Here is a 26,757-nt window from a genome sequence, read left to right as displayed (position 1 = left end):
AGATTTCGCTGCGCGTGCATTGCGGTGTCGCCACACTCGTCCTGTCGTCGCGCGTCAAGTTGCACCCATACGCAGCAGCTCTGTCGCAGTTGGATCGGTGGTGGGCACGGCGCGAGCGCGCCTTTGCCCACCCTGCGATACCGAGCCTGCGGAGGCAGGCCTCTCACCCTAAGGCGTCTTGATCCCCATCGTCTTCAACGCCTCCAGCATCTTCAGAGGCGGCGACATCTTGATCTGCGGCGCCTTCCCCGTTTCCAGCAAACTCTTCAACCCCGAGAGGATCGCGGGCCAGCCGGTGCGGCCGCCGGAGAGAATGTCGTCGCTGAGATCGCGGTCGTGGCGTTCGCTCATGGTGAGGCGGACGGCTTCGCCGGCTTGCTCGATCTCGTAGGTGACCAGCGTGGTGCCGAGCTTTGCGACGAGGTCGGGCCAGTTGACGTTCCACGTCACCGTCAGCTTCCTCGGCGGATCGTACTCGAACACTTCGCCGGAGATGTGCTCCGAACCATCGGGCGCACGCACGATGAATGTACCGCCGAGCTTCGGCTGCATCTCCACCGCAAAGCCGGAGAAATACCTTCGGCTGAACTCAGCCGAGGTCAGCGCCTCCCACACTTTCTCCGGCGTGGAGGCGATGTAGATGGTGTAGACTGTCAGCGGCTTGAATTGGTCCAGATTCATTTTGCGTCGAACCCCTTGTTGAGCGCTGCGCGTGGAATGCCGAGCAGCTTGCCGGTCTCGAGCAGGCTCTTGAGCTGGGACAGGATCGCCGGCCAGCCATTGGAGACGGCGCCGAGATATTTGCCGCCCTCCACGAAGCCGTCATGCAACACGGTCAAACGCACGAGCGGGCCAAAGGGTTCGATGGTGAACACGACGCGCGAGATCGGCTCGCCGCGCAGCTCCTCGAATTTCTCGTGCTTGAAGCTGTAGGATAGGCGCCGCGGCGGATCAGCCTCCAGGATTTTGCCGGAATCGGTGACCTCGCCGTCGAGCGTGAGCGCGAAGGGGGAGCCGACCGTCCAGTCGGAGCGGACCTCGGCGCCGAACCAGTATTGCCGTGTGAACGCGCTCGACGTCAGCGCCTCCCACAGCTTTTCCGGCGTGGTCTCGATGTAGGTGACATAGACGAATTGGGGCTTACTCATCACGCTTCTCCAACTGGCGTTTCAACTCGCTGAGCGCGGCAAGCTTGCCGCGCTCGAATTTCCTGATCCAGCGTTCGCCGATCTGATGGATCGGCATCGGATTGAGATAGTGCAGCTTCTCGCGGCCATGCCTGATGGTCGTGACGAGATTGGCCTCTTCCAGGATGACCAGGTGTTTCGTCACCGCCTGGCGCGTCATCTCCAGGCCTTCGCAAAGCTCGTTCAGGGTCTGGCCGTTCCTGGCGTGAAGCCTGTCCAGCAGCGACCGTCTCGACGCATCGGCGAGCGCTTTGAAGACCTCATCCATGGCAACGATAATAGGCAACCAATTAGTTGCATGTCAAGATGGTGTCTTTGGCGCGCGCAAATGGCTGTGCTAGCCTTGAAGCTCAGCCAACGCAGATTGGTTCCGGGAGGACTTTGATGTTCCGTTGCGTCTTGACTGCTGCCGCCCTCGTCCTTTTCGCTGGCAGCGCTTTTGTTCACGCCCAGAAGCAGACCATCGGTGCGCCGCCGGAGGCGTCCAACATGAAGCTGGTGGGAACCAACGATCTGCAGGCGCGCAGCGCCTATCAGCCGACCATCCATCACCAGGGCGACCGCTGGATCGCCTATATCGGTCACCATGGCGGCACCGACGACGTGCCGGCTCCCGTCAATCCGATGACCGGGCAAGCGGAGCCGAACGGAACGTCGATCGTCGATGTCACCGATCCCGCGCATCCCAAATATCTCAGGCATCTGCCGGGGCAGGAAGGCAAGTATGAATCCGGTGGCGCGCAGATGGTGCGCGTGTGCGACGGCAAGGCATTGCCGAAGGGCGATCCCAATGCGGTCTACATGCTGCGCACTTTCGGCAGCGAGGCGCATGAGATCTGGAACGTTGCCGATCCCGCCAATCCCACGCTGATCACGCGCATCGGCGGCTTGAAGGATACGCACAAGAGCTGGTGGGAATGCGACACCGGCATTGCCTATCTCGTCTCGGGTGCGCCGGACTGGCGCACCCGGCGCATGACGCAGATCTATGATCTCTCCGATCCCGCCCATCCGCAAAAAATCCGCGACTTCGGCCTGCCCGGCCAGGAGCCGGGATCGACCGGCGCGGTGCCGACCGAATTACACGGGCCGATCTCGACCGGCCCCAATGGCAACCGCGTCTATTTCGGTTACGGCACCAACAAGGGCGGCATCTTGCAGATCGTCGATCGCGAGAAGCTTCTGAACGGACCGAAGGAGCCGACGCCGGACAATCTGCGCCTTCCCGAGATCTCGCGGATGCCGATGTCGGCGTTCAACGGCGCGCACACCACATTTCCGATGCTCGACATGCCGGTCGCGGAATTCGCCGAGGACAAGGACGGCAAGACCCGCGACATCGTCATGATCGTCGACGAGGCGATCTTGAACGAATGCGGCGAGGCGCGCCAGATGGTGTGGCTCGCCGACGTCACCACCGAAACGCGGCCGATGATGATATCGAGCTACACCGTGCCGGAGGCGAGTGGGCAGTTCTGCCAGCGCGGCGGCCGCTTCGGCTCGCACTCCTCGAACGAGAGCATGGCGCCGATCTACTACAAGAAGTTGGCCTTCATCGCCTTCTTCAATGCCGGCGTCCGCGCGCTCGACATCCGCGATCCCTATCATCCCAAGGAGGTCGGCTATTTCATTCCTGCGATCACGCAGGCGACTGACAAGCGCTGCATTCCGGTCGAAGGCGGCGAGCGCTGCAAGGTCGCGATCCAGACCAACAATGTCGAGACCGACGAGCGCGGTTACATCTACATCGTCGACCGCGCCAACACCGGCCTGCACATTCTCGAACTGACCGGGCCGGCACGCGCCGTCGCCGGCCTGCCGAAGAACTGACGATGCGGCGCGTTATGACGATCGCGCTCGTCCTTGCCGCCCTCGGCGCATCCGGCGTCGGGGCCTATCAGCTGGCGCCGCAGCCCGCGCCGACATCAGCGCACTGGCGCGAGCTCGCCTGGCCGTTCCCGCGCGACGGCTGGCCCGCGGGCCGTGCGTTTCGCTGCGAGGGCGGAGCCTGCGACGGCGCCGAGCTCCATGTCCGCGCCAAGCGCGGATTCTGCAATTGCGACAGCGGTGTCGCCGATGACGACGAGGTTGATCGCGTCGCCGATATCGATCTGATCACCCCGCGCTTTGCGGCGACCGCACCGGGCGAGGTGGTGCATGTCGGCGAGATGCACGGTCGTGCGCGGCGCTATGATCTCGCCCTCTATGACGGTGCGAGCCACGCCGCGGTTGGCGTTGCCGTCTCACGGCGCTGCGATCTCCTCGTCGCCGCGGCGCAGGGGCGGGGCGATGCCAACGCGATGCAGCTTGCGGCGCTCGCATTCCTGGAGACGCAGGAGATGAAAGCGTGGCTGACAGCGGCGCTGGACGGGAAGTAAGTGCCATGCATTAATACAGGCAAACGCCCCAAGCCGAGTCCTCCCCATGATGTCCATGCAAGCCTATCTCGCCTTCATCGCTGCCTGCATTGCGCTCGCGCTGCTGCCGGGCCCGATCGTCACCCTCGTCATCGCCAACGGCCTGCGCCATGGCACGCGTGCGGCGCTGACCAACATTCTCGGCGTGCAGCTGGGGCTGCTGATCGTGATCGGTGTACTTGCGGTTGGCCTCACCTCGCTGATGGCGACGATGGGGTATTGGTTCAACTGGGTGCGCTTTGCGGGCGCGGCCTATCTGGTCTGGCTCGGCTTCAAGCTGATCCGCGCTCCGGTCGAGGGCGTCGACGCCGACGCGCCTCCGCCGCCCCCTCGCGGCGGCTTCCTTTTGCAGGGCTTTGTCGTGGCGTTGTCGAACCCGAAGCTGCTGGTGTTCTTCGGCGCGTTCATTCCGCAATTCATGGACATGAGCAAGGATCACCTGTCGCAGGTCCTGGTGCTCGGAATCACTTTCATGGTGCTTGCCGGCTTGACGGACGGAATCTACGCGCTGCTTGCCGGACAGGCCCGCGGCTTTTTCTCGGCGCGCCGCACCCGCATGGTGTCGCGCGTGTCCGGCGGCTTCATGATCGGCGGCGGCATCTGGCTGGCGTTGATCCGGGCCAAATGAGCACGACCAAGTAAGCGAATTGGCCGGTTGAACCTTCGTCCGCCGCGGTGCGTCCAAGGAAGACGCGCGGCGGTTAGTCGGCCAGCAACTCCGGCTTCAACTCCAGTTCGATCTCCGCAAAGATCCGCGCCAGCCGTTCCGCCCATTGCTGCTGGCCGGATTGATCCGCGATCAGGTCCTGGCGGATCTCGATGCCGGTGTTGACGAGGCCGCGGGCCTCGCCGTGCACGGGGATGGTGTAGTCGCTGAGATCGCTCACCGCATAGGGCTCGTTGTCGCCGACGACGAGATCGCCCTCGGCGCGCAAATGTTTCAGCAGCAGTTTTGGCAGCAAAGTGTCGCGGTTATAGAGCGCGCCGATGTGCCAGCGCCGCGCGACGCCGGCATAAACAGGGGTAAAACTGTGCAGCGACACCAGCACGGTTGCCCGCTTGGCGTGTATCCGGCTGTCGATCGCCGCATCGATGCGATGATGATAGGGGTCAAAAATCTCGCGTCGCCTCGCCGCGCGCTCGTCCTCCGAGATTCCCTCATTGCGCGGGATCGTGGTTGCCTCTGATATCACGGGGATCGAGCTTGCGATGCCCGGCGAGCGGTTGCAGTCGATCACGAGTCGCGAATATCGCTGTGCGATCAGATGGGCATCCAGCATCTCCGCCATCCGCTCGGAGACGCCGGCGATGCCGATGTCCCAGGCGATGTGCCTGACAAGCTCGCTTTCCGAGACGCCGAGATCGCCGAGCGCGCGCGGCAGAATGCGGCCGTAATGGTCCGATGTGAGCAGGAAGGGCGATGTGCCTGCCGCATTCACCTCATGCACTGGCGGAATATCGCCTTGTCCAAGGAGTTGATCCGTCGCCTCGGCTGTGTTGAAAGCCATCCTGATTGCCTATGGAAAAAGCAGTCGCCCCCGGAAATTGGGCAAAGAATCGTTCACAATGGGTCTGCCCAAAATCACCATGATCTCCTGACGATGCCGCTGCTGACGATTCATCACAAGACCGAATATCGCTACAATCGTCCCGTGGCCTTCGGCGAACACAGATTTATGCTGCGCCCAAGTGACGGTCATGATCTGCGCGTGCTCGACTCCAGGCTCGAGATCTCGCCGGAGCCGATGTCGCTGCGCTGGATTCACGACGTGTTCGGCAATTCGGTCGCGATCGCCGATTTCGACGCGCGCGCGGACCGTCTGATCTTCGACTGGCACGTCACCGTCGAGCACAATCCGGTCGAAGATTTCGCGCTGACGCCGGACGATCCCGCCTACTTCTATCCCTTCGTCTATGACGACGCGGAATTGCCCGATCTCGTCCAGTACAGCACGCCGCGATATCCCGATCCCGACGGCAAGATCGCGGAATGGGCGCGCAGCTTTCTCGACGAGGACACGCCGTCGCCAACCTTCGCGATGTTGAGCCGTATCACGCACGCCATCCGCAAGCAGTTTAGATACCGCAGGCGTCACCAGCCGGGCACGCAAGCCCCGTTCGACACGTTGCAGTGGGGCACCGGCACCTGCCGCGACTATGCGCTGTTCATGATCGAGGCGCTGCGCCGGCTCGGCATCGCCGCGCGCTTCGTCTCCGGCTACATCTTCGTGCCCGAAGACATCGCGCAGCACCATGTCGGCGGCGGCTCGACCCATGCATGGGTGCAGGTCTATCTGCCGAGCGCAGGCTGGATCGAGTTCGATCCGACCAATGGCATCGTCGGCACCCGCGACCTCATCCGCGTCGCGGTCGCCCGCGACCCGCGTCAGGCCATCCCGCTGCACGGCATCTATATCGGCACCCAGGATGCCTTCGACGTCATGGATGTCAGCATCAAGGTGGTCTCGGACGAGGAACGCAGCGGCAGGGAGCTGGAAGCGGAAGCTTTGTAGATGAAGCTGCTTTCGTGCGTCATTGCGAGCGAAGCGAAGCAATCCAGAAGCCACAGCGACAGTCTGGATTGCTTCGTCGCAAGAGCTCCTCGCAATGACGGTGTGGAGAGTTTATAGAGCCCCCATGACCTCCGATCGCCTCTTCGTCTACGGCACACTGATGCGCGGCTTCGACCATCCGATGGCGCGGCTGCTGGCGCAGCATGCGGATTTTCTGGGCGAGGCGAGCTGCCGCGGCCGGCTCGTGCTTGTAAAACATTATCCGGGATTGCTGCTGTCCGGCGCGCCGTCCGACCTCGTGCACGGCGAGATTTTCAAACTGCGCGCGGGCGACGAACTCTTGCGCGAGCTCGACATGTATGAGGCCTGCGGCGAGGGCTTTCCGGAGCCGACGGAATATCTGCGCCAGCTGATCGACGTGACCTGCACGGATGGCACGACGGCGCCGGCCTGGACCTACGTCTACAACTGGCCCGTCACCGATCTGCCGCACATCGAGTCCGGCCGCTTCCTGGATCACTAGGCCGACAGCACTTCCTTCACCACGCGGACGTCGACCTCGCGCTCGACATAGGTCCATTCCTCGGTTTGCCTGAGCATGTCGACCAGCTCCTCGAACAGCGAGGCGTGCGCGGGTGCGAACTCGAACCAGGTCAGGAAATCGAAGGGCTCGCCGAGGTCGCGGCAATGATAGAGCTGGCGCGCGATGGCGGGCAGAAAACGAAGGCTGCTCGCGATGTGGTGCGACTTGTCTTCAAAGATTTTGCGGCGTTCTTCCTGCGTGAGATCCCACCATGCCTGCGACTTGCGGATCGGGATCAGCGCCGCGCTGGTGGCCTCCAGCCTGCCGAGGCCGGCCTGCACGTTCTCGAGCTGCTGCTTCTCCGCGCGTTCGGTGTAGCGCAAGCTGCTCGGTGCGCCGACCAGGCGCCACGCATTGCGCGAGGGCACCAGCGGCAACGAGACAGCGTCGCCGTCGGTTACCGACAGCGCCGGCATGAAGGGCAGGGGCTCGCCCGTCACTGGTGACAGCGAGGTCACGCGCCAGCCCCCGCTGTGGCCACCGCGAAAGGTCCTGAACATGGCCTATGGAAGCGTGGAACCGGGCGAGGTTCAAGCTTTTCCCGTCATTCCGGGGCGCACCTCTTGGCGTAGTCCGGAATCTCGCGCCGCCAGAATGCTGCGAGAAATGGATCCCGGGCTCGATGTTGCGCATGACCCCGGAATGACGGAAAGGGCTGTGAACAGCGCGTATAATCCTGACAAACCTGACTTTTAGCCACCCCGCACCTATATCCCTGATCCCTTCGCCCGACTCACCCTGGTTCGCGCTACACAATGGCCATGCGCTTTACGCCCCAATTCCTCGACGAGCTCCGCGCCCGGCTTTCGGTCTCCGAAGTCGTGGGCAAGCGCGTCAAGTTGAAGAAGGCGGGGCGGGAGTGGAAGGGGCTGTCGCCGTTCCAGCAGGAGAAGACGCCGTCCTTCTACGTCAACGACCAGAAGGGTTTTTACCACGACTTCTCCTCCGGCAAGCACGGCGACATCATCAACTTCGTGATGGAGACCGACGGCTTGCCGTTTGCCGAAGCGGTCGAGCGGCTCGCCAGCATGGCCGGCCTGCCGCTGCCGGCGGTGACGCCGGATGCGGCGCGGCACGAGCAGCGGCGGCGCACGCTGCATGACGTGATGGAACTCGCGGCCAAGTTTTTCTCTGAGACATTGGCTTCGCGCGTCGGTGCGAAAGCACGCGGTTATCTCGCCGACCGCGCCATCTCGCCGGCAACGCAATTGCAGTTTCGGCTGGGCTATGCGCCGCCGCCGCCGGAGCGCTTTGCGCTGAAGGAGCATCTCGGCAAGCTCGGCGTGTCCGTCGAGGACATGATCGAGACCGGGCTGCTGGTTGCCGGCAACGACATCCCCGTGCCCTACGATCGCTTCCGGGATCGCGTGATGTTTCCGATCACGGATTTGCGCGGCCGCGTCATCGCCTTCGGTGGACGCGCGCTGGAGAAGGACGTTCCGGCCAAATACCTGAACTCGCCGGAGACGCCGCTCTTCCACAAGGGCGACAATCTCTACAATCACCAGACCGCGCGCAAAGCCACCCATGACGGCAGCGCGCTGATCGTGGTCGAGGGCTATGTCGACGTCATCGCCATGGTCACTGCGGGTTTCGCTGGTGCCGTCGCGCCACTCGGCACGGCGCTCACCGAAAATCAGCTCGCACTGCTCTGGAAGATGGCGGACGAGCCGATCCTCTGCTTCGACGGCGACCGCGCCGGACAGAAAGCCGCCTATCGCGCTGCCGACCTCGCGCTGCCATTTCTCGCGCCGGGCAAGAGCCTGCGCTTTGCGCTGCTGCCGGAAGGGCAGGACCCCGACGATCTCGCGCGCTCCGGCGGGCGCGGCGCGATCGAGGAAGTGATCGCAGCGGCACGTCCGCTCGCCGACATGATCTGGTCGCGCGAGCTCGAAGGCGGCAATTTTGCCACGCCCGAGCGCCGCGCGGCGCTGGAAGCGCGCATCAAGGAATTGTCGAACGGCATCCGCGACGAGGTGGTGCGGCGTTACTACCGCGACGAATTCGTCGAGCGGCTGCAGCGCACCTTCTCGCCCGATGGCGGACGCGGCGGCTTTGCCGGCCGGGGCAATTTCCGCCAAGGGGGAGGCGGCCGCCCATTCCAGCCCCGCGGCGGCGGACAAGCGAATCGATTCGGCGGCCAGGGGTTTGGCCAAGGATTTGGGGGAGGCCGCCGCGGCCCGCCCGGCCCGGCCCCGCTCCCCTCCGGCCCCTACCAGGCGGCGAGCCCCCAGCTTGCGGCGAGCCCGATCATGCGGGGCCAGCGCAGCGCCATCTCGCGCCGCGAGGCCCTGATCCTGCAAAGCCTGATCAACCACCCCTGGCTGCTGCATGAGCACCTCGAGGAAGTGGCCGCCCTGGAGTTCGCTCACCCCGAGGCCCACAAGCTCAGGGCCGGCATCATCGCCGCTTTCGCCAACGATCATCACCACTCACCGGACCCCGGCGAGCAGGCCGAGAAGATGCGGGCCGATATCGAGAAGGGTGGATTTTCGCAGCTGCTTCAACGAGTTGAGGGCGGCATCACCACCGCGGCGGTGTGGGGCGCCCGTGAGGGCGCGGCACGGGACGACGTTCTTGCCACCTGGCATCAGCTTGTTGCCTTGCATCGGCAGTACCATTCACTACTTAGAGAGCTGAAAGACGCCGAGCTGGCCTTGGGGGACGATCCCAGCGAGGCCAATTTGGCGTGGCTGCGTGATGTGAAGGCTCGGTTGGCCGAGGTCGACGGCACCGAGGCCCTGATCGAGGGTTTTGGCGAGCTGTCGGGCCGGTTCCAGAAGAGCGTGTGATGAAAGAATCATGCGGACGGCCGGGACCGGAGCCGCTAAAAGACTCGCCAAATCCAAGGTTTGGCGGCAAAAACAGGGTTAATCGAGGCTTAACGGTCTTGTAGCACTTTGGCCCCCAGGCGGCCGCAGGCAGAACAGACGCGTCAGGAATGAATCCGCGCAATAGCTGTTGGCACTTCACCTGCATCCGCTGCGACAAAGAGGCTCACGAAGCGTTAGGCAAATCCGGCGAGAGAAAGGTCGGGGTGGCGATCAGATGTTCGCGCCGCCCTTTCCGTGTCGAGATCTGACGAAGCGAGAGCGTCGAGCAACAGGTTCAAGTGAATTCACGCGGGCGGGCCGATCGGCCTTCCGTATGAAGCGCGTTTAGGAGCAATGGATGGCCACCAAGGCAAAGACGCTGCAGGCGAAGGATAAGGAAAAAGACGACAAGGCAGCGGACGCGCCGGAGAAGGACTCCCAGGACGCGCCGTCTCCCTTGCTCGATCTGTCCGACGCGGCAGTGAAGAAGATGATCAAGCAGGCCAAGAAGCGCGGCTTCGTGACCTTCGATCAGCTCAATGAAGTTTTGCCGTCCGACCAGACCTCGCCCGAGCAGATCGAGGACATCATGTCCATGCTCTCGGACATGGGCATCAACGTCACCGAAGCCGACGATAGCGAAGGCGAAGAGGACAAGGACGAGGGCGGCGAGGACGAGACCGACAACGAGCTCGTCGAGGTCACGCAGAAGGCCGTCACCGAGGTCAAGAAGAGCGAGCCGGGCGAACGCACCGACGACCCCGTGCGCATGTATCTGCGCGAGATGGGCACGGTCGAGCTGCTCTCCCGCGAAGGCGAAATCGCGATTGCGAAGCGCATCGAGGCCGGCCGCGAGGCGATGATCGCGGGCCTCTGCGAAAGCCCGCTGACCTTCCAGGCCATCATCATCTGGCGCGACGAATTGAACGAAGGAAAGATCTTCCTTCGCGACATCATCGATCTCGAAGCGACCTATGCCGGTCCCGACGCCAAGGCCGGCATGAACACCGCGATGATCGCCGGTCCCAATGCTGAGAACGGCGAAGCACCGGCCGAAGGTGGCCAGGCTGCAGCGGCCGTGGGTGCGCCCGCGCTTGTCGCGCCGCCCGCCGCTCCCCCGGCGCCGACCCCGTTCCGCGCCGCGCCTGCCGGTGGCAATGCCGGCGAGGCCGAGAAGGATCCCGCGGAGTCCGCCGCCGAAGCCGACATGGACGAGGACGACGAGTTCGAGAACCAGATGTCGCTTGCGGCGATCGAGGCCGAGCTCAAGCCGAAGGTGGTCGAGATCTTCGACAAGATCGCCGACAGCTACAAGAAGCTGCGCAAGCTTCAGGAGCAGGACATCCAGAACCAGCTCCAGAACGAGTCGCTCTCGCCGCACCAGGAGCGCAAGTACAAGAAGCTGAAGGACGAGATCATCGTCGAGGTGAAGTCGCTGCGCCTGAACCAGGCCCGTATCGATTCACTCGTCGAGCAGCTCTACGACATCAACAAGCGCCTCGTCTCGCATGAGGGCCGCCTGATGCGCCTCGCCGACAGCCACGGCGTCGCGCGCGAAGACTTCTTGCGCAACTACACCGGCTCGGAACTGGATCCGCGCTGGCTCAACCGCGTTTCGAAGCTCTCGGCCAAGGGCTGGAAGAATTTCGTTCATCACGAGAAGGACCGCATTAAGGACCTCCGCCACGAGGTGCATCAGCTTGCTGCGCTGACCGGCCTCGAGATCGTCGAGTTCCGCAAGATCGTGCACTCCGTGCAGAAGGGCGAGCGCGAAGCCCGCCAGGCCAAGAAGGAGATGGTGGAAGCCAACCTCCGTCTCGTGATCTCGATCGCCAAGAAGTACACCAACCGCGGCCTGCAATTCCTCGACCTGATCCAGGAAGGCAACATCGGCCTGATGAAGGCCGTCGATAAGTTCGAGTATCGCCGCGGCTACAAGTTCTCGACCTACGCGACGTGGTGGATCCGGCAGGCGATCACCCGCTCGATCGCCGACCAGGCGCGCACCATCCGTATTCCGGTGCATATGATCGAGACGATCAACAAGATCGTGCGCACGAGCCGCCAGATGCTCAACGAGATCGGCCGCGAGCCGACCCCGGAGGAGCTCGCCGAAAAGCTCGGCATGCCCTTGGAGAAGGTCCGCAAGGTCCTCAAGATTGCGAAAGAGCCGCTCTCGCTCGAAACGCCGGTCGGTGACGAAGAGGATTCACACCTCGGCGATTTCATCGAGGACAAGAACGCGATCCTGCCGATCGACGCCGCGATCCAGTCGAACCTGCGCGAAACCACCACGCGCGTGCTCGCCTCGCTCACCCCGCGCGAAGAGCGCGTGCTGCGCATGCGCTTCGGCATCGGCATGAACACCGACCACACGCTGGAAGAAGTCGGCCAGCAGTTCTCGGTGACCCGCGAACGAATTCGTCAGATCGAAGCGAAGGCGCTGCGGAAGCTGAAGCATCCGTCGCGGTCGCGGAAGCTGCGGAGCTTCTTGGATAACTAATCGAGGTATCCATCCAAACGAAAACGGCGGGCCGAAAGCCCGCCGTTTTTCGTTGCGCTGTCGCTTCGCGTGTGCCGCGGGTCGAGCCTACTTCTTCTTCGCCCCGACGCGGTCGAGGCTCTTGATCTCCATCGGCGGGCGGCCGCTCTTTTCCGCGATCTCGCGGTCCTGCTCCATGATGTAGGCGCGGGCGGGCTCGTCGCCATCGAGGCCGCCGAGCAGCTCCGAAGGTACGCGCCGGTTGGAGCGTTGGGAGCCGTCTTCGTAGAAGACGTTGAAAAAGGCGAATTCGCCCTTGGGATTGGTACCGGGTTTTTTGGCCATGGCGGGCTTGTCGTCGATAAGGGCGCCGCAGTCAAATGACTTCAACAGCCGCCAGCGTCAATCCAGCAGCTTTCTGGCAATCGTTTGGCGATTTTGTTTGTCCGACCGGGGGGCTGAGCGCTTCGCATGGTCCGGTGCGACCCCACCCACAAATAAACGGCGGGCCGATAAGCCCGCCGTTTATTTTTGGTCTTCAGCGTCGCCCGGGGCTGGCAGGGCAACAACCTGAGATAGAAGACTATAGCTTGCGCTCTGCGATGGCAAGATAAATCGTCGTGGTGTTGATGTCGCAGCGAGCGCATCAGACATGCAGCCAATGGCATCACGGGTTCCTCAGTTTCGAAAAGCGGATGCTTCGATCGCCAAAATAGCTTGTTCATCTCACCGCGCTTTCGCAACGCAGCGAGCACACGCGTGGTGGCAGGGATTGGGCTGCAGCAGGCCTGCGATCATGCGCAGCGAGATGTCCGCGCCGTCGGGCGTGATGGTGAATCGCATGACTCTCTCCGGATGCGGCGCCGGAAGGCGCCAATGTCTGGAGTCTACGATGCTGGCACCATACCCCTGTTTTGCCCGTGCCGCTTTGACGCGAATCCAGTTCCCGGGCATGATCGCGCGCCGCCTTCCGCGTTCCCAAGGATTTTCCCGCATGTTGAGATACGCTCTCGCCGTCGCTTCGATCGTTTGTCTGGCCGGCGGGTCGGCCGAGGCCGCGCGATGCGGCGGCGACTTCAACAGCTTCGTCGCCGGCATGACGGCGGAGGCGCAGGCCGCCGGCGTTTCGGCGGGGGTGACCAGCGCGGCGTTCGGCGGCATCACCCAGGATGGCGCCGTGCTCGCCTTCGACCGGCGCCAGCGCTACACGTTCAACAAAAGCTTCGAGCAGTATGTCTCGACCCGCGTCGGGCCCGGCCGCATCAACGGCGGCCGTGCGCTGCTGCAGCGTCATGCCGCGCTGCTCTCGCGCATCGAGCAGCAGTTTGGCGTGCCCCGGCAGATCCTGGTCGCGATCTGGGGCCTGGAGAGCGATTTCGGCAAGGGCGACATGGGCAAGCTGCCGGTGATCCGCACGCTTGCGACGCTGGCGCATGATTGCCGCCGCACCGAGCTGTTTCAGGGCGAGCTGCTCGCCGCGCTCAAGATCGTGCAACGCGGCGACCTGCCGCTGCGCGACCTCATCGGCGCCTATGCCGGCGAGATCGGCCAGACCCAGTTCCTGCCGTCGTCCTATATCAAATACGGCGTCGATTTCGACGGCGACGGCCATGTCGACCTCCGCCACAGCGTCCCCGACGTGCTCGCCTCGACGGCGAACCTGCTGCATTCGAACGGCTTCAAGATGGGCCAGCCCTATGACGAAGGCTCCGCCAATTTCGACGCGATGCGCGAGTGGAACAGGGCGGTGATCTATCGCAAGACGATCGGGTATTTTGCGGACAGGCTGGTGGGGCAGTAGCCACATACTCAGTCTCGTAGGGTGGGCAAAGGCGCGAAGCGCCGTGCCCACCGTTGCCATCCGATGTCCGAAGTCGTGGGCACGCTACGCTTTGCCCACCCTACGACAGCGGAGGGTGAGGCGACGCCATCGCGTCTCACTCACTTCCCCTTTGCCATCTTCTCCAGCTTCCGCTGCAACGGCGCCCAGTACGTTCCCGGGCGGAAGCGCTGCAGGATGTCCATGAACCTTGCATCGTTGCCGATCAGGATGCGCGGCTCGTTTCTCTCGATGCCCTTGATGATGCGGAGCGCCGCGTCCTTGGGCGTCGTCCGCGCCGCTGCCTCGAACCGGTCGATCATCTGCGCGCGGCGGGCGTTGTCGGTGACGCCAATGCCGGTGCGCGAGGAACGCGCGATGCTCGTGGCGACACCGCCGGGATGCACCACCGACAGTCTGACCGGGCTGCCCGCGACCGCGAGCTCGTGCCGCACGCTCTCGGAGAAGCCGCGCACCGCGAATTTGGCGGCCGCATAGGCCGACTGTCCGGGCGGCGCGATGATGCCGAAGATCGAGGAGACGTTGACGATGTGCGCTTCGGGGCGCGTCTTCAGATGCGGCAGGAAGGCGCGGGTGCCGTGCACCACGCCCCAGAAATTGATGTCGAACAGCCAGTCCATCTGCGCCTGGTCGATCTCCTCGAACTGCCCAAGCAGCGCCACCCCGGCGTTGTTGACGAGGATGTCGAGCGCGGGATGCGCCGCGATCGCCTCGCTTGCGAATTGCGCGATCTCGCCGGGCTCGCTGACATCGACGCGATGCAGGCTGATCTTGCGCGCTTTGTCGTTTCCTTGGCCGATCTCGGCAGCGAGCGTTTTTCATTCCGGCCTCGTCGCGATCGGCGAGCGCAAGGTCGCAGCCGCGATTTGCCAGTTCGATCGCCAGCGCACGGCCGATGCCGCTCGCCGCTCCCGTGATGGCGGCGGCGCCGCGAATCGCAGTCATGGATGGCTCCCTCAATCCCAAACGGAACTTCAATGTACATATTTTCAGTTTGGAACCGAACCATATCGGCTCCCCCCTCCTTAACTCACGTTACTTAAGGCGGATTCGAGCATTGGAGCAGCCAGATGGGACAGCCCCAGCCGTATCGAGCGACCGCGTTGATCGTTGAAGACGACCTCATGCAGCGGGAGATGCTCTGTCTCCTGCTGGAGGAGAGCGGGTATCATGTCATCCAGTGTGAGAGTGCGGAAGCGGCCGAGCGTGTGCTGGACCAGAGTGCCGGCGCGCTGTGCCTGATGCTGACCGACGTGCAGCTCGCCGGCCCCATGAACGGCGTCGAGCTCGCGCATGTCGCCAAGGATCGCAATCCGAAGCTCGACGTCGTCGTCACCTCGGGCCGCCCCCTGATGCAGCCCTTGCCTGACGGCGCAAAGTTCTGGGCCAAGCCGTGGGCGCCGCTCGATGTCCTGCGCGAGGCCGAAATCGCAGCGCTGAATTGAGGAGCGGCTGACCGCGTCGTGACTTCCCGGCAAGCGTCAGGGGTGGTAGGGACGAGGCATGTCCTGGTCCTTCCTGCTTACCTCGCTCATCGTCGTGGCGTCGCCCGGCACCGGCGTGCTTTACACCTTGGCCGCCGCACTTACCCGCGGCTCGCGCGCAAGCGTCGCGGCGGCGTTCGGCTGCACGCTCGGGATCGTGCCGCACATGATCGCGGCGATGCTTGGCCTCGCCGCCGTGCTGCACACCAGCGCGCTCGCCTTTGCCGCGCTGAAATGGTGCGGCGTGGCCTATCTGCTCTACATGTCCTGGCAGGCGCTGCGTGAAACCGGCGCGCTCGCGGTCGACGGTGAGATCAAGGAGCGCTCGAGCGGCCGGGTCATCGTCACCGGCTTCCTCATCAACATCCTCAACCCAAAGCTCTCGATCTTCTTCCTGGCCTTCCTGCCGCAGTTCATCGCGGCGGACGAGGCTTCGGTGCTGGCGCGGATGCTGGAATTGAGCGGCGCCTTCATGGCCATGACCTTCGTGGTGTTCGTGGTCTACGGCCTCTGCGCGGCTTCCGTGCGCGAGCGCGTCATCTCCCGCCCCGGCGTGATGGCCTGGCTGCGCCGCTCCTTTGCGGCTGGCTTTGCCCTGCTAGGTGCCAAGCTCGCCTTTGCCGAGCGCTAGGCAATAAAAAAACGGGCACCGCGCCCGCCGTTTTCGATCTCTGACCTCACTGAGGCCCGAGCGGAGCATGCTCCGCCCGGGCAAAGAACTTGCTGCGCTACTTCTTCTTCGCAGCCTTCTTGGCCTTTTTCTTCGTCGCCTTCTTCGCCTTCTTCGCTTTCTTAGCCATAGGATCCTCTTAAGGGTTAATGGTGAAACGCGACACGAGGAACGCGCGGCGGAGGGCCAGCCTCGCAACATCCTCGAAAACAAACTCAGCAGATTCGCGAGCGTCTGCCCCGCGCTGTCACATCTGTGTCATCCCGTTATCCACAGCTCAGATGCGTTTTGGGTGATTTCTGGTCGCGAATCCGCGTCGCGAGGCAGGCCGACGCGACCTCGCATCGACGCCGGCGACGTGCCTAACGATCTGATAATCCGGACGCGCCGTTCACGAATCCAAAACCACGGGCGCGCTTTCGACGATCGCAGTGAGGTTCCGTTAAGTGCGACCGCGCATGATCCTCCGCAAGAACATGGGGGCGGGTCATGGACGAACTTCTGCCAGAGACAGGGGGCGGCACGCTGCGCGTATCGCGGGCGCCATGCTGAACGTACCGACGCTTTGGATGGTCTTCGTCGTCAACTTCTCGGCGCTCGGCCTGACCTGGGCCTACGTCACGTATTCCTATCCGAGGTTCGAGGCTGCCCGGTTCTGGATGGCATCCGCCTTCGTCGGTGCGGCCGGTGCCATGACGGCCCTGGTCCGCCTGTTCGTCGATTCTCCTTTGCCGCTTCTGCTCGGCGCCGCCGGCATCATTACGGCGAGCTGCCTTACTGCAGTCGGCATTCACCGCTTCTATGACCGGCCGGTGCCCTGGCGTGCCATGGCCGCCGCGGGCATCGTGAGCCTCGCCGGTGTCGTGTTCTTCAAGGTCGCGTACGACCACATGCAATTGCGCATGATCGCCTACACGCTCGGACAGGCCGTTCCTCTGCTGCTGGCCTTGCGTCTTCTGCTGTCGCCGCAGGAAGGCCGCGTGAGCCCCGGTGCTTGGTTGTCCAGCATCGTCATCATCACCATCATCGCCATCTTCGTCGCCCGCGCCGTTGGCAATCTGCTAGGCGGCGATTTCTCATCGGTCGCGGGCGGTCAGGCCCATGCCGTCATGGTTCTCGGGCTCCTCTTTCTCTCGATGACGCTCAATTTCGGCTTCCTGCTGATGGCGATGGATCGCTTGCGCAACGAGGTCGCCGACCTCGCGCTGCTCGACGATCTCACCGGCGTCGCCAACCGCCGCCATCTGCTGCAGCGGCTGTCGGAGGAATGCGCCCGTTCGGAGCGCAGCGGCGAGCCGTTCTCGCTGCTGGTGATCGACCTCGACGGCTTCAAGACCATCAACGACACCCATGGCCACGCCGCGGGCGATGCCTGCCTGCAGCACTTCACCCTGATGGCGCAGACGCGGCTCAGGCCCGGTGACATGCTGGCCCGCACCGGCGGTGACGAGTTCTGCGTCGTGCTGCCGTCCTCCTCCATGCGCGAGGGCGCGCTGATCGCCCGCCGCGTGCTCGAGGTCTGCCGCCGGGATGCCGCCGGCTGCTCCGGCAACGACATCCCGATTGCGATCTCGATCGGCGTCGCGGAATGGGATCGCGGCGTTGGCCAATTCCCGGACCGCCTGATCGCCCACGCCGACCACGCCCTTTATGCCGCCAAGAAGAACGGCAAGAACGACTTTGCGGTTTATGATCCGGCGCCGCCGCTCGCGCCCGAGCCGGTCGAAGCCGCGCGCAAATTCGCCTGAACCCTGCTACGCTCGGATCCGTTGTTGGATCCCAATGATGCTGTCCCGCCTGGTCGCGGCTATTCTCGCCGCTCTGCTGATTGCTCCCGCCGCCGCAATGGACGCCGAGCTCACAAAGCTCGCGCGCGGCAGCGGTACGCCCGACATTCCCGGCCTGAAGATCGTCTGGCTCGCGCCGTGGGGCGATGTCGCCAACGCCCATGCCTGGCGCAACATCATCGTGCACCAGACCGAAGGGCCGACCGGCTCGGCGCGCGGCGGCGCGCAAGAGCAGTTCAAGAATCCGACCCGGCGCGGCGTGATGGTGTGGGTCGAGACCGACGGCACGGTCTACTGGTCGGTCCCGGACGATCTGGTGCCGACCCATACCGACGGCGCCAACCGCAACGACAACAAATACATCGACAACACGTCCACCTATCACCAGGTCGTGCGCGACAATTCGATCGGCGTCGAGTTCGCCGGCAACTATCCCGATGTCACGATCGGCCCGACCGCGGCGCAGGTCGCGGCGTGGAAGATCCTGGTCCAGGTGCTGCGCGCGCGCTACGGCATCCCGCTCGACCACGTCTATGCCCACAACTGGATCGACTTCAAGGACGCCCGCTATTGCGAAGGCTGCTGGCTCGCGACGCTGGCCAGGACGTGGGGTGAGTGACGGTCACACCGGCTGCGTCATCCAGCCGAAGAGGCGCCGGATCAATCCCGGCTGCTCCGGCAATTCGGGCGGGCCGTCCGCGGCCAGCACGCGTTTGAAGAAGTAGTCCAGGAACACCATGTCGTTCGGCTCGGTGACGGTGAATGTCTCCTCGCCGAAATAGACGCTGTAGTTGAAGAAGAACGGCCCGATGATCGGGATCGTCGCGGTCGAGGCATAGTCCTTGGAGATCACGAACTCGCTGGGATCGAGGCCGTGGTCGCGCATCGCCTGCTCGACCAGCGGCAGCTTGCGCATGAACTGGGCGGAGAAGCCGCCGACGGTGGATTGCAGGATGATCGACACGGCGTGTGTCCGTTCTCTGGAGGCGGCCCGATGATATTTGGTCGGCTGAGCAGTCGCGTACGTTCAAGTTGCTCCGTCGGCGCCTCCTGCGAACATGCTGCAGCTCAGACAACAAAAAAAGCCGGCGTTGCCGCCGGCTTTTTCGTCTTGTCTCGATCCGCCAATTCGTGGACGCGAGAGCCGCGCGCTTAGTGCGCGGCTTCCAGCGCGGCCTGTTCGGCCCTTGCAATCGTGCCCTTGACCGCGGACTGCACCTTCTCGAAGGCGCGGACCTCGATCTGGCGGACGCGCTCGCGCGACACACCGAACTCGGCAGCAAGGTCTTCCAGCGTCATCGGCTCATCGGCGAGGCGACGGGCCTCGAAGATGCGGCGTTCGCGCGGGTTGAGCACGCCCATGGCGCCGTTCAGTGCGTCACGGCGTTCGTCATATTCCTCGTGCTCGGCCAGCAGGGCTTCCTGGTTGGGCGAATTGTCGACCAGCCAGTCCTGCCATTCGCCGGCTTCGCCGTCGTCGCGGATCGGAGCGTTGAGCGACGCGTCGCCACCGAGGCGGCGGTTCATGTCGATCACGTCCTGATCGGTGACGCCGAGGCGCTTGGCAATGATCTTCACCTGGTCGGGGCGGAGATCGCCCTCGTCCAGCGCGTTGATCTTGCTCTTCGCCTTGCGCAGGTTGAAGAACAGCTTCTTCTGGTTCGCGGTGGTGCCCATCTTCACGAGCGACCAGGAACGCAGGATGTACTCTTGAATCGACGCCTTGATCCACCACATCGCGTAGGTGGCGAGACGGAAGCCCTTCTCGGGCTCGAAACGCTTCACCGCCTGCATCAGGCCGACATTGCCTTCCGAGACGACCTCGGAAATCGGCAAGCCGTAGCCGCGATAGCCCATGGCGATCTTGGCCACGAGCCGGAGATGGCTGGTGACGAGTTGGTGTGCAGCGTCGCGATCATCGTGTTCACGCCAGCGCTTGGCGAGCATGTATTCCTGCTGGGGTTCCAGCATCGGGAACTTGCGGATTTCGCCGAGGTAGCGGGAAAGGCCGGATTCTCCATTAAGGACCGGCAGAGCAGCGGTACGGGCCATTGTTAAGCCCCTCCAAAGGTTCAGGCCCCCGATAGCGGCGGGCCAGGCAGACGACCGCTTGGTTAAAGCCGGCCGTAGCTGCGATGTTCCACGTTGGTCATTTCCAACGCAGGCGCAATATACCCTATCGGGGGTCAAAAAGGGAAGGATTGCTGACGTCACGTCCCCGTGTGGCAGCTATAACTTTTTGTAAGGTAAGGGTTTTCTCAAAGCCCCTGCGTCATAGCGCCGCTTTCAAAGCGCTCTCCAGGAGAAGTAAATCCTCCGGCAGACCCGCCTCCCAGTGAAGAAGTTCTCCGGTCCGGGGGTGCTCAAGTACCAGCAAATAAGCATGCAAGGCCTGACGGCCAAGCGCAGTTAGAGCCGCCTGCGATTCCCGCCCGAGCTGGTTCGCCTTGGTCTTGAAATGCGGGCCATAAACCGCGTCGCCCATCAGGGGGTGGCCGATATGGGCGAGGTGGACTCGGATCTGGTGGGTGCGCCCGGTCTCGAGCTCGCAAGCCAGCAGTCCCGCGATCGGCTTGCCGTCGCGGCCCGCAAAACTCTCGAGCAGCTCCCAATGCGTCACGGCCTCGCGGCCGCCCTGGCGCACCGCCATCTTCTCCCGCGCATGCGGATGGCGGTCGATCGGTGCGTCGACCGTGCCGCGATGCCGGCCCGGCAGCCCCCACGCGAAGGCCATATAGCCGCGCCGCATCGGCCCCGTGCGGCCGTGGTCGGCGAACTGGGCGGTCAGCGAGGCATGCGCCAGGTCGTTCTTGGCCACCACCATCAGCCCGGTCGTGTCCTTGTCCAGCCGGTGCACGATGCCGGGCCGGCGCACCCCGCCGATGCCCGACAGCGAGGTGCCGCAATGGGCAATCAGCGCATTCACCAGGGTGCCGGTCTCGTGCCCGGCCGCGGGGTGCACCACCAGCCCCTTCGGCTTGTTGATGACGATGATGTCGTCGTCCTCGAACACGATATCGAGGGCGATATCTTCACCTTTCGGCTCCGGCGGGGCCGCCTCCGGCACGTCGATTATGATCGTATCGCCGGATGCGACGTGATAAGCGGGGTCGCGGACCGCGGCGGCCTTCAGGCTTACCGCGCCCGCCAGAATCAGGGCTTTGAGCCTTGATCGCGACAGGTCGGGAAGGCGCACCGCCAGCACGCGGTCGAGCCGGGCCGAGCCCTCGTCGCCTTCGACCACGACCTCCAACCGTTGCGCTGAGCCTGAGCTATCCATGACGACGTCTGACACCGCTGTTCCCGAACCGACCCCCGAGCAGGCCGCGTTGTTTGCGCGGGTGCGGCGGATGATGCTGATCGCGGGGTTGACCTCGGCGCTGGCCATCTGCGCCGTCCTGATCGCGGTGGGCTACCGCCTTTTCAAGTCGGAGGGAAGGGCGCCTGAGCCCGCGAGCGACGTCATCGCCACCCTGCCGAAGGGCGCCAGAATCGCATCGACCGGTGTCGCCGGCGACCGCCTCGTGGTCACGCTCGATATCGGCGGGGTCACCGAGATCCGCACCTTCGATGCCCACACGCTCAAGCCGGCCGGAAAGCTGAAATTTGCCAATGAGCCATAAAAGGCCGGTTCAGTCCTTGCAGCGGACAAATTTCGAGGTTATTGGCTAGCCCTCACGCTCCCTTCGTCTAGCGGTTAGGACGCGGCCCTCTCAAGGCTGAAACAGGGGTTCGATTCCCCTAGGGAGCGCCAGCAAACTCAGGCACTTAGGTAGCCATCCGCCGCGTTCGTTGAATAAGACGCTGGTGAACAGCGGCGAACGCTTGCGGAATTTTCTCCCGATATTGGCCGGTCAGCCTCGGCGCGATGCCTGACTGTGGCTGGCGCATTCGCAAATAATTTCCTCGTCGCCCTTGGTGTCCGGAAATATTCCAACGGCCGCTGTCGTACGCGAGCGCCCTCGGATGTTCGCATTGACGTTGCTCGTCGCACAATCAACTCTTGTCCCGTCGAGCTTTGTGCGAATAGGAGGGCAGCACGTGAGATACAATCGACGAGAGAAAACTGGCGGACAACCTTCACAAGTCAGTCTATCCGATCCGAAAGCCGCAGAGCCGAGCATGATGCCATTCGCCGAACGGCTCACCTGCACGATTGACGATGCATGCGAAGTGACTGGCTTGGGGCGCACGAAGCTTTACGAGTTGATAGCAGCTCGGCGCATCTCCACGACAACGATCGGACGTCGGCGACTAGTAGTGGTGCACTCGCTTTTGGCGCTCCTCGACACCAATATGTCGAATAATGGACGTGCGACCTAGGGGAGCAACCCCACCTTATATAGAGCCAACTGATTGCGCCTCAATGCTGCTGTGCTAGTACGGCCCACTCTCGAATCGAGGAGCTAAAAGTGGCGAAGAAGGCAAAGAAGACGGCTACGAAGAAGAAACCTGTGCGTCGCGAATACACAAAAGCCGACGTGAAGGAGCTATGCGCTCATTCGAAAGCGAAGACTCCGGTTGCAAATATTGCGAAGCTCACAAAGCGCTCCGAAGGCTCACTCCGCCAAAAGGCGCTCAAGCTTGGAATCCGGCTCGGTCACCAACGCTAGAAGGCGGCATCATGACGCTCTTCAATAAAGTGTTCTCGACCAGAACGTTGCTGCAAATCATTTGCGTTCTCGTCGTTGTCGTCGCAATGAAGCTGTTGAGCGCGCATTATAACTTCAGCTGGGCAGCCGAAATTGGCGGTGACTAAAAGAACATCCCGGAAGCTTGAGCAGAAAAAAGCCGCCTAGTGGAGAGCAATCACGCGGCGCTCGACGCACGAGGTGATGGCGCCCTCAGGGCCGCAGGGTGAAGGAGACTGCTCAAAAGCGAGGGCGATTCCCGATATGTGTGGCAGGACTCGAACCGGCAACCAGATGGCGTCAGAGCCAAAATTGGACGCCGATGAGGGGGGCAAATTTGAACGCCAATCGCCCGTCCGGTTGGAACACGTGGCCGACGTTCTCTATCTCGGACTCCGCGCCGCAAAGCTCCGTAACGCCAACGCATCATCTTGTGACGAAATGAGGTGTACGAGCAAGGCTGCAGTCTTGCCGTCAGGCGGGACTGTACAAATTGGATGAGCGACCTGCCAATTCGCCGCCGCGCCGCACGAGCCTTCCTTGCGGCCTACAGTTGAAGGCCTAGGGTGAGCGCGTTGATCGGGCAGTCTTCGCGCGGATAGCGTTAATGGCATCGAGCAGGGATGTGTCCTCGAGCGGCTTAAGGAGGTAAGCTTCGGCGCCGGCGGCTGTGCAAAGCTCGCGCATGTCACTCTCGGAATGCGCGGTGATCACGATTGTTGGAATTCTGATTCCTGCGTCATCGAGATAGCGTTGCAGCTCAAGCCCGTTCATGTCGGGCATCTGCAAATCAAGGATCAGGCATTCGGGCAATCCGTCCGTAGTGTTCTCCGGCAGCGAGCCGATGAATTCGTCAGCCGATTCGTACGTCTTTGTGTTTATGGCGCGAGTCCTTAGCAGCCGTGACAGAGCTTTGAGCACGGACGGGTCATCGTCGACGATCGCTATCCAGGGCGACGGGATCACCATGGTATAACTATCAGGCGTGCAATGGCGGCTTGTCGAGTTGGCCCAAGGGCCAACAGAGCCACTAGCTAGCCAACGGCGTCACTAAGATCCGACGCCGGCAATGCCCGCCCTTTCCGCCAAGCGCACAAGATCGGCAACGGAACGAACGCCGAGCTTGTTCATGACCCGGCCGCGATGAACCTTGATCGTCTTCTCGACTGTTCCAAGTTCGCCGGCGATTTGCTTGTTCAGTCGACCGGCGACGACATGCTTCATCACTTCCTGCTCTCGCGGCGTCAGCAGCGCGAGCTTGGTGATGATGGAATTCAGACTGGCAGCCTTCGAGCGGATCTCACCATCTTTCCTTTCAGCTTCCTGGACGGCCCGCAATAGGTCGGTATCGTTCACGGGCTTGGTGAGAAAATCGATGGCGCCGGCGCGCATGGCGCGCACGCTGGTTGGTATGTCGCCCTTCGCCGTCAGGAAGATGACCTGCCGTTCCGATCCGCAGGCGCTCAGCGCTTGTTGCAGTGCAAGTCCGTCCAAATCGGGCATCGAGAGATCGAGCAGAGCGCAGCCAGGGATGGACACGTCGTGGCTCGCCAGGAATGCTGTTGGCGAGGTGAACGGCTGAATTCGGTAGCCTCTCGCCTGCAACAATCGACCAATGGCCTTCAGCACGCCCTCGTCATCATCGACCAGGAAAACTGTGAATTCGTCGTTGGTCATTGCGCCGCCGTGAGCATAAGACGGGAGGGCAGCGAAACCCTTGCAATGGCGCCGCCTGCTTCGCCGTTTTGCAGATTGATGGTTCCCCCATGCTTTCGGATAATCGTGGAGCAGATCGTGAGACCAAGTCCGAGTCCGTGATCTTTCGTCGTGTAGAACGGCGAGAACAACTGTTTGCTATCCCGGGGCTGGATGCCGTGTCCGCTGTCGCTGACGATGACCTCGGTGGTGCCGGTCTTGGTCTCCCGGGTGCAGATCCATATGCGCCGCTGTTTCTCAGGCGTCGCAGCCATCGCGTCCATCGCATTGACGATAAGATTCAGCAAAACTTGCTGCAATTGCACGGAATCGCCGAACACGGTTGGCCTGCTGGCTGACAACTCTGTCTCGACCCTCACTTGCCGGCTGATTAGCTCGCTGCGAAGCAATGCAGCGGCCGAACCGATCATTTCATTGATGTCGATTAGCTCGGCTCGAGGTTCACCCTTCTTCAGCAGTCCGCGCAGGCGTCGAACCACGCTCCCGGCCCGATTGTCTTCTTTCACGATGTCACGCAGCGCGTCCTGCACTTCGGCCAGATTGGGGGTATCCTGCTCGAGCAAGTATAGCGCCGCTTGTGCATTGGACAGGATCGCGGTGAGTGGCTGATTGACCTCATGGGCAATCGCTCCCGAGAGTTCGCCGAGCACTGAGACCCGCATCAAATGCGCGACTTCCTGGCGGTGAAGTTCGGCTTCTGTCTCCGACGCTTTCTGATCGGTGATATCGACGAAAGCGCCGCTGACAGAGTCCGATGCAGATACTTCGTCGAGATTCGAACGTGAACGGATACTGACCCATCGAATCTCGCCGCCTGAGGCTACGACGCGAACGTCTGCCGCTCTCGAATGGACTTTCAGGTTCCCCTCCAATGCCGACGCGGCCAGGAGACGATCGTCCGGTTGAACTGCGGCAAGAAATGAGTCTCGGGTCCACAGTCCTTTCTTGGCTGCATTGAACATCGCGCGGCCGGGTTCGCTGACCCACAGCGCGCCAGTGGATCGATCGAACTGCCAAAATCCGATGTTCATGGACGTGGCCGCAAAATTCAAGCGATCCTCGCTCTCCTCGAGCGAGCGTTGAGTACGGCGTAACTGGCGCCGTTGAAACAGCAATGCGATCAAAAGGACCGATTGAATCAGAACCACCGACGCTACGGCTACCACGAGCAGTCCGTGCTGCTCCCAAAGACCGGGTTCATGGAATTGGACGATTGTGCCGGGCGGCAAGTCGGTCCGCTTCAGTCCCCATCGATCCATTGCCCGTGCATCCACCCGAAAGGCCTGGCGGGGGTTAACGTGGGGCGCAATTTTTGATGGATCTGTTCCGGAAAGTATCTCGAGCGCAACATCCGCGGCGCTTGCGCCGAGCGAAGCGTAGGTCTCGGTGTATCCGCCGACCACTCCCGAACCAAGGAATGTCTCGAATGGGCCGTAGACCGGCGCGGACGCAGCCTTCGCGATGTCGGTCGCGACCAGCTGAGGAATTAGCGATCGACCATCCGCGTCCGAATAGACGGTCAACAATAGCACGATCGTATCTGAAGGGAGATGCGAGACCTCAGCCAATAGCGCGTCATAGCTGAAATCGTAGCGCGTGATGATCTCCAAACGCGGGGCACGACGCTCGATCGCTTCTCGGGCCGACCTCTGCCAGGATCGGTCATTCGGACTACTTCCACCGATGACCATCAAATGGCGGGCATTCGGCTGCAGCCGTTCCGCCAACTCCAGGATCTTGTCCGGATCGAAGCTCGAAAACACCCCCGTTACGTCGTTGGGCAGCTTGTAACCGGCAAAATGATCCTTTGTGCCTCCGGCGAACACCACTGGCACGTTTGGAGCAAATTGATCTCGATATTTTATGAGGAAGGGTATGGCGCCAAAGCCCATCGATAAAATGAGATCAAAATGCCTGCCTTCATACTTGTCGTGGAGGAATTGCGCGACGCGAGCGGCGTGCGCCTCGCTTGGAAACCGCGCTAGATCGAGAAACTCAGCTTCGATCTCGATTGGTCTTGATGAGCGCTCGATGAGCTGTCTTCGTGCGACCTCCGAGACGGCGGTCGTCGCGGGAAAAGTATAATTGTAGGCGTGAAGGATAAGCACACGCTGCGGCGCGTCGTTGGCCCGGCAATGCGCGGTCATGAACAGCAATAGGGCGCAGGCCGCAAGCAAGAGCTTGCGTACGTGTGTATCGCAACAAGGGCTTGCCTGACTCTGCTGATCGCCCGAATTCACGAACCACGATCCGGTCTGATGTGCGACCTTTAAGAGTAGAAACCTTGGATTGAAGATTGTCCAGTCGAACAATTGGTGCGCTTCTGCCCGGAGCCCCAATTTAGCCTCAATTCGCCGAGGTCGGAGCTTTGGCCGGTAGAACAAGAGCTTCGCTCCGGACAAACTTCGTTGCCGCTCGCGCCCGTCTTCTTATCCTTAAAATTTGTGAACCTTTTGTGTTTGTGCGGAGTGAGAACGCCTTGTGATCTCTGCCATGTGGCAGTTGGCCGCAAAGTGTTCTCGAATGATGGACCAAGGTCCAACTTGGCCCAATGCTATGGCGCTTTAGATTTCTGGGTTCCTAGCCGGCTGTGTTCCGGACAAGCCTTGGTCACACCGAGACAGGAGAGCCCGA

27 protein-coding genes, 1 tRNA gene and 1 pseudogene are annotated in these 26,757 nt (G+C 62.6%); 16 read left to right on the top strand and 13 right to left on the bottom strand.

Annotation, left to right across the window (positions count from 1 at the left end; genetic code table 11):
- Positions 1 to 168: 168 nt before the first annotated feature.
- The 3 genes from K3F49_RS25385 to K3F49_RS25375 are packed head-to-tail and all read right to left on the bottom strand — an operon-like array spanning position 169 to position 1,455.
- Entirely contained in the window at positions 169 to 681 is a 513-nt protein-coding gene (locus tag K3F49_RS25385) for an SRPBCC family protein (protein ID WP_234683665.1), read from the bottom strand.
- The gene (locus K3F49_RS25380; RefSeq protein ID WP_234683664.1) at positions 678 to 1,148 is read right to left on the bottom strand and encodes an SRPBCC family protein; all 471 of its coding nucleotides are present in this window, start codon (positions 1,146 to 1,148) and stop codon (positions 678 to 680) included. The genes K3F49_RS25385 and K3F49_RS25380 overlap by 4 nt, the downstream gene beginning before the upstream one ends.
- Positions 1,141 to 1,455 carry an ArsR/SmtB family transcription factor gene (locus K3F49_RS25375; RefSeq protein ID WP_234683663.1) on the bottom strand — a complete coding sequence of 105 codons (315 nt, stop codon included), beginning with the start codon at positions 1,453 to 1,455 and terminating at the stop codon, positions 1,141 to 1,143. Before K3F49_RS25375 ends, K3F49_RS25380 begins: the two co-directional genes overlap by 8 nt.
- 116 nt (positions 1,456 to 1,571) lie before the next feature.
- Between K3F49_RS25375 and K3F49_RS25370 the strand changes: the two genes are divergently transcribed.
- Genes K3F49_RS25370 through K3F49_RS25360 form a run of 3 tightly spaced genes read left to right on the top strand, consistent with a single transcriptional unit; the run spans position 1,572 to position 4,232 of the window.
- Positions 1,572 to 3,017, top strand: a complete 1,446-nt coding sequence (locus K3F49_RS25370; protein ID WP_234683662.1) for an LVIVD repeat-containing protein — start codon at positions 1,572 to 1,574, stop codon at positions 3,015 to 3,017.
- Positions 3,018 to 3,019: 2 nt separating this feature from the next.
- Positions 3,020 to 3,565 carry a hypothetical protein gene (locus tag K3F49_RS25365; protein ID WP_234683661.1) on the top strand — a complete coding sequence of 182 codons (546 nt, stop codon included), beginning with the start codon at positions 3,020 to 3,022 and terminating at the stop codon, positions 3,563 to 3,565.
- 49 nt (positions 3,566 to 3,614) lie between these two features.
- Complete coding sequence (locus K3F49_RS25360; protein WP_234683788.1) at positions 3,615 to 4,232, top strand: LysE family translocator; 618 nt, start codon at positions 3,615 to 3,617, stop codon at positions 4,230 to 4,232.
- A 73-nt stretch (positions 4,233 to 4,305) separates the two neighbouring features.
- Here the strand turns inward: K3F49_RS25360 and K3F49_RS25355 are convergent, their stop codons facing one another.
- Positions 4,306 to 5,112 carry an N-formylglutamate amidohydrolase gene (locus K3F49_RS25355; protein ID WP_234683660.1) on the bottom strand — a complete coding sequence of 269 codons (807 nt, stop codon included), beginning with the start codon at positions 5,110 to 5,112 and terminating at the stop codon, positions 4,306 to 4,308.
- Positions 5,113 to 5,205: 93 nt separating this feature from the next.
- Between K3F49_RS25355 and K3F49_RS25350 the strand changes: the two genes are divergently transcribed.
- Positions 5,206 to 6,117: a transglutaminase family protein gene (locus K3F49_RS25350; protein ID WP_234683659.1), complete on the top strand. Its 912-nt coding sequence runs from the start codon at positions 5,206 to 5,208 to the stop codon at positions 6,115 to 6,117.
- Positions 6,118 to 6,241: 124 nt separating this feature from the next.
- Positions 6,242 to 6,640: a gamma-glutamylcyclotransferase family protein gene (locus K3F49_RS25345; protein ID WP_234683658.1), complete on the top strand. Its 399-nt coding sequence runs from the start codon at positions 6,242 to 6,244 to the stop codon at positions 6,638 to 6,640.
- Here the strand turns inward: K3F49_RS25345 and K3F49_RS25340 are convergent.
- A complete protein-coding gene (locus K3F49_RS25340) occupies positions 6,637 to 7,200 on the bottom strand; it encodes a chlorite dismutase family protein (RefSeq protein ID WP_234683657.1) in 564 nt (187 codons plus the stop codon). The genes K3F49_RS25345 and K3F49_RS25340 overlap by 4 nt on opposite strands.
- Positions 7,201 to 7,461: 261 nt before the next feature.
- Between K3F49_RS25340 and dnaG the strand changes: the two genes are divergently transcribed.
- Positions 7,462 to 9,492, top strand: a complete 2,031-nt coding sequence (gene dnaG, locus K3F49_RS25335; RefSeq protein ID WP_234683787.1) for a DNA primase — start codon at positions 7,462 to 7,464, stop codon at positions 9,490 to 9,492.
- A 379-nt stretch (positions 9,493 to 9,871) separates the two neighbouring features.
- Positions 9,872 to 12,016: an RNA polymerase sigma factor RpoD gene (gene rpoD / locus K3F49_RS25330; protein WP_234683656.1), complete on the top strand. Its 2,145-nt coding sequence runs from the start codon at positions 9,872 to 9,874 to the stop codon at positions 12,014 to 12,016.
- Positions 12,017 to 12,103: 87 nt separating this feature from the next.
- On the opposite strand, the gene K3F49_RS25325 is transcribed toward rpoD, so the two are convergent.
- Positions 12,104 to 12,340, bottom strand: coding sequence for a hypothetical protein (locus K3F49_RS25325; protein WP_234683655.1), 237 nt, complete (start codon positions 12,338 to 12,340; stop codon positions 12,104 to 12,106).
- Between the two features lie 649 nt (positions 12,341 to 12,989).
- Here K3F49_RS25325 and K3F49_RS25320 point away from each other — a divergent pair.
- Positions 12,990 to 13,796, top strand: coding sequence for a lytic murein transglycosylase (locus K3F49_RS25320; RefSeq protein ID WP_234683654.1), 807 nt, complete (start codon positions 12,990 to 12,992; stop codon positions 13,794 to 13,796).
- Positions 13,797 to 13,936: 140 nt separating this feature from the next.
- Here the strand turns inward: K3F49_RS25320 and K3F49_RS25315 are convergent.
- Positions 13,937 to 14,780: pseudogene (locus K3F49_RS25315) on the bottom strand (SDR family NAD(P)-dependent oxidoreductase).
- 125 nt (positions 14,781 to 14,905) lie between these two features.
- On the opposite strand from K3F49_RS25315, the gene K3F49_RS25310 reads away from it, so the two are divergent.
- The 4 genes from K3F49_RS25310 to K3F49_RS25295 all read left to right on the top strand — a co-directional run bounded on the left by K3F49_RS25310 (position 14,906) and on the right by K3F49_RS25295 (position 18,395).
- Positions 14,906 to 15,280 (top strand): response regulator, encoded by a 375-nt coding sequence (locus K3F49_RS25310; RefSeq protein WP_234683653.1) that lies wholly within the window; start codon positions 14,906 to 14,908, stop codon positions 15,278 to 15,280.
- A 58-nt stretch (positions 15,281 to 15,338) separates the two neighbouring features.
- On the top strand, positions 15,339 to 15,950 hold the full coding sequence (locus tag K3F49_RS25305; protein ID WP_148770859.1) for a LysE family translocator: 612 nt from the start codon (positions 15,339 to 15,341) through the stop codon (positions 15,948 to 15,950).
- Positions 15,951 to 16,534: 584 nt separating this feature from the next.
- Positions 16,535 to 17,737 carry a GGDEF domain-containing protein gene (locus K3F49_RS25300; protein WP_234683652.1) on the top strand — a complete coding sequence of 401 codons (1,203 nt, stop codon included), beginning with the start codon at positions 16,535 to 16,537 and terminating at the stop codon, positions 17,735 to 17,737.
- 34 nt (positions 17,738 to 17,771) lie between these two features.
- Positions 17,772 to 18,395: a peptidoglycan recognition protein family protein gene (locus K3F49_RS25295; protein ID WP_234683651.1), complete on the top strand. Its 624-nt coding sequence runs from the start codon at positions 17,772 to 17,774 to the stop codon at positions 18,393 to 18,395.
- A gap of 3 nt (positions 18,396 to 18,398) precedes the next feature.
- Here the strand turns inward: K3F49_RS25295 and K3F49_RS25290 are convergent, their stop codons facing one another.
- From K3F49_RS25290 to K3F49_RS25280, 3 genes are all read right to left on the bottom strand, one after another.
- Entirely contained in the window at positions 18,399 to 18,740 is a 342-nt protein-coding gene (locus K3F49_RS25290) for a hypothetical protein (protein WP_234683650.1), read from the bottom strand.
- Between the two features lie 188 nt (positions 18,741 to 18,928).
- On the bottom strand, positions 18,929 to 19,828 hold the full coding sequence (gene rpoH, locus K3F49_RS25285) for an RNA polymerase sigma factor RpoH (protein ID WP_234683649.1): 900 nt from the start codon (positions 19,826 to 19,828) through the stop codon (positions 18,929 to 18,931).
- Positions 19,829 to 20,048: 220 nt separating this feature from the next.
- Entirely contained in the window at positions 20,049 to 21,056 is a 1,008-nt protein-coding gene (locus K3F49_RS25280; protein WP_234683786.1) for an RluA family pseudouridine synthase, read from the bottom strand.
- Here K3F49_RS25280 and K3F49_RS25275 point away from each other — a divergent pair.
- From K3F49_RS25275 to K3F49_RS25265, 4 genes are all read left to right on the top strand, one after another.
- Positions 21,055 to 21,399 (top strand): hypothetical protein, encoded by a 345-nt coding sequence (locus K3F49_RS25275; protein WP_234683648.1) that lies wholly within the window; start codon positions 21,055 to 21,057, stop codon positions 21,397 to 21,399. The two genes, K3F49_RS25280 and K3F49_RS25275, sit on opposite strands and share 2 nt — an antisense overlap.
- A 56-nt stretch (positions 21,400 to 21,455) precedes the next feature.
- Positions 21,456 to 21,530: transfer RNA gene (locus tag K3F49_RS25270), tRNA-Glu, on the top strand.
- 212 nt (positions 21,531 to 21,742) lie between these two features.
- Complete coding sequence (locus K3F49_RS39680; RefSeq protein WP_452101117.1) at positions 21,743 to 22,099, top strand: helix-turn-helix domain-containing protein; 357 nt, start codon at positions 21,743 to 21,745, stop codon at positions 22,097 to 22,099.
- 89 nt (positions 22,100 to 22,188) lie between these two features.
- Positions 22,189 to 22,389, top strand: coding sequence for a hypothetical protein (locus K3F49_RS25265; protein ID WP_234683647.1), 201 nt, complete (start codon positions 22,189 to 22,191; stop codon positions 22,387 to 22,389).
- Between the two features lie 579 nt (positions 22,390 to 22,968).
- On the opposite strand, the gene K3F49_RS25260 is transcribed toward K3F49_RS25265, so the two are convergent.
- The 3 genes from K3F49_RS25260 to K3F49_RS25250 all read right to left on the bottom strand — a co-directional run bounded on the left by K3F49_RS25260 (position 22,969) and on the right by K3F49_RS25250 (position 26,435).
- Entirely contained in the window at positions 22,969 to 23,376 is a 408-nt protein-coding gene (locus K3F49_RS25260) for a response regulator transcription factor (RefSeq protein WP_234683646.1), read from the bottom strand.
- Between the two features lie 81 nt (positions 23,377 to 23,457).
- On the bottom strand, positions 23,458 to 24,084 hold the full coding sequence (locus K3F49_RS25255; protein ID WP_234683645.1) for a response regulator transcription factor: 627 nt from the start codon (positions 24,082 to 24,084) through the stop codon (positions 23,458 to 23,460).
- Positions 24,081 to 26,435 carry a sensor histidine kinase gene (locus K3F49_RS25250; RefSeq protein ID WP_234683644.1) on the bottom strand — a complete coding sequence of 785 codons (2,355 nt, stop codon included), beginning with the start codon at positions 26,433 to 26,435 and terminating at the stop codon, positions 24,081 to 24,083. The genes K3F49_RS25255 and K3F49_RS25250 overlap by 4 nt, the downstream gene beginning before the upstream one ends.
- Between the last annotated feature and the right edge of the window lie 322 nt (positions 26,436 to 26,757).

It is taken from the genome of Bradyrhizobium monzae, assembly GCF_021458635.1.
Lineage (GTDB): Bacteria > Pseudomonadota > Alphaproteobacteria > Rhizobiales > Xanthobacteraceae > Bradyrhizobium.
Note: the sequence above shows the minus strand (reverse complement) of the source record. Positions and strands in the feature narration are given on the sequence as shown.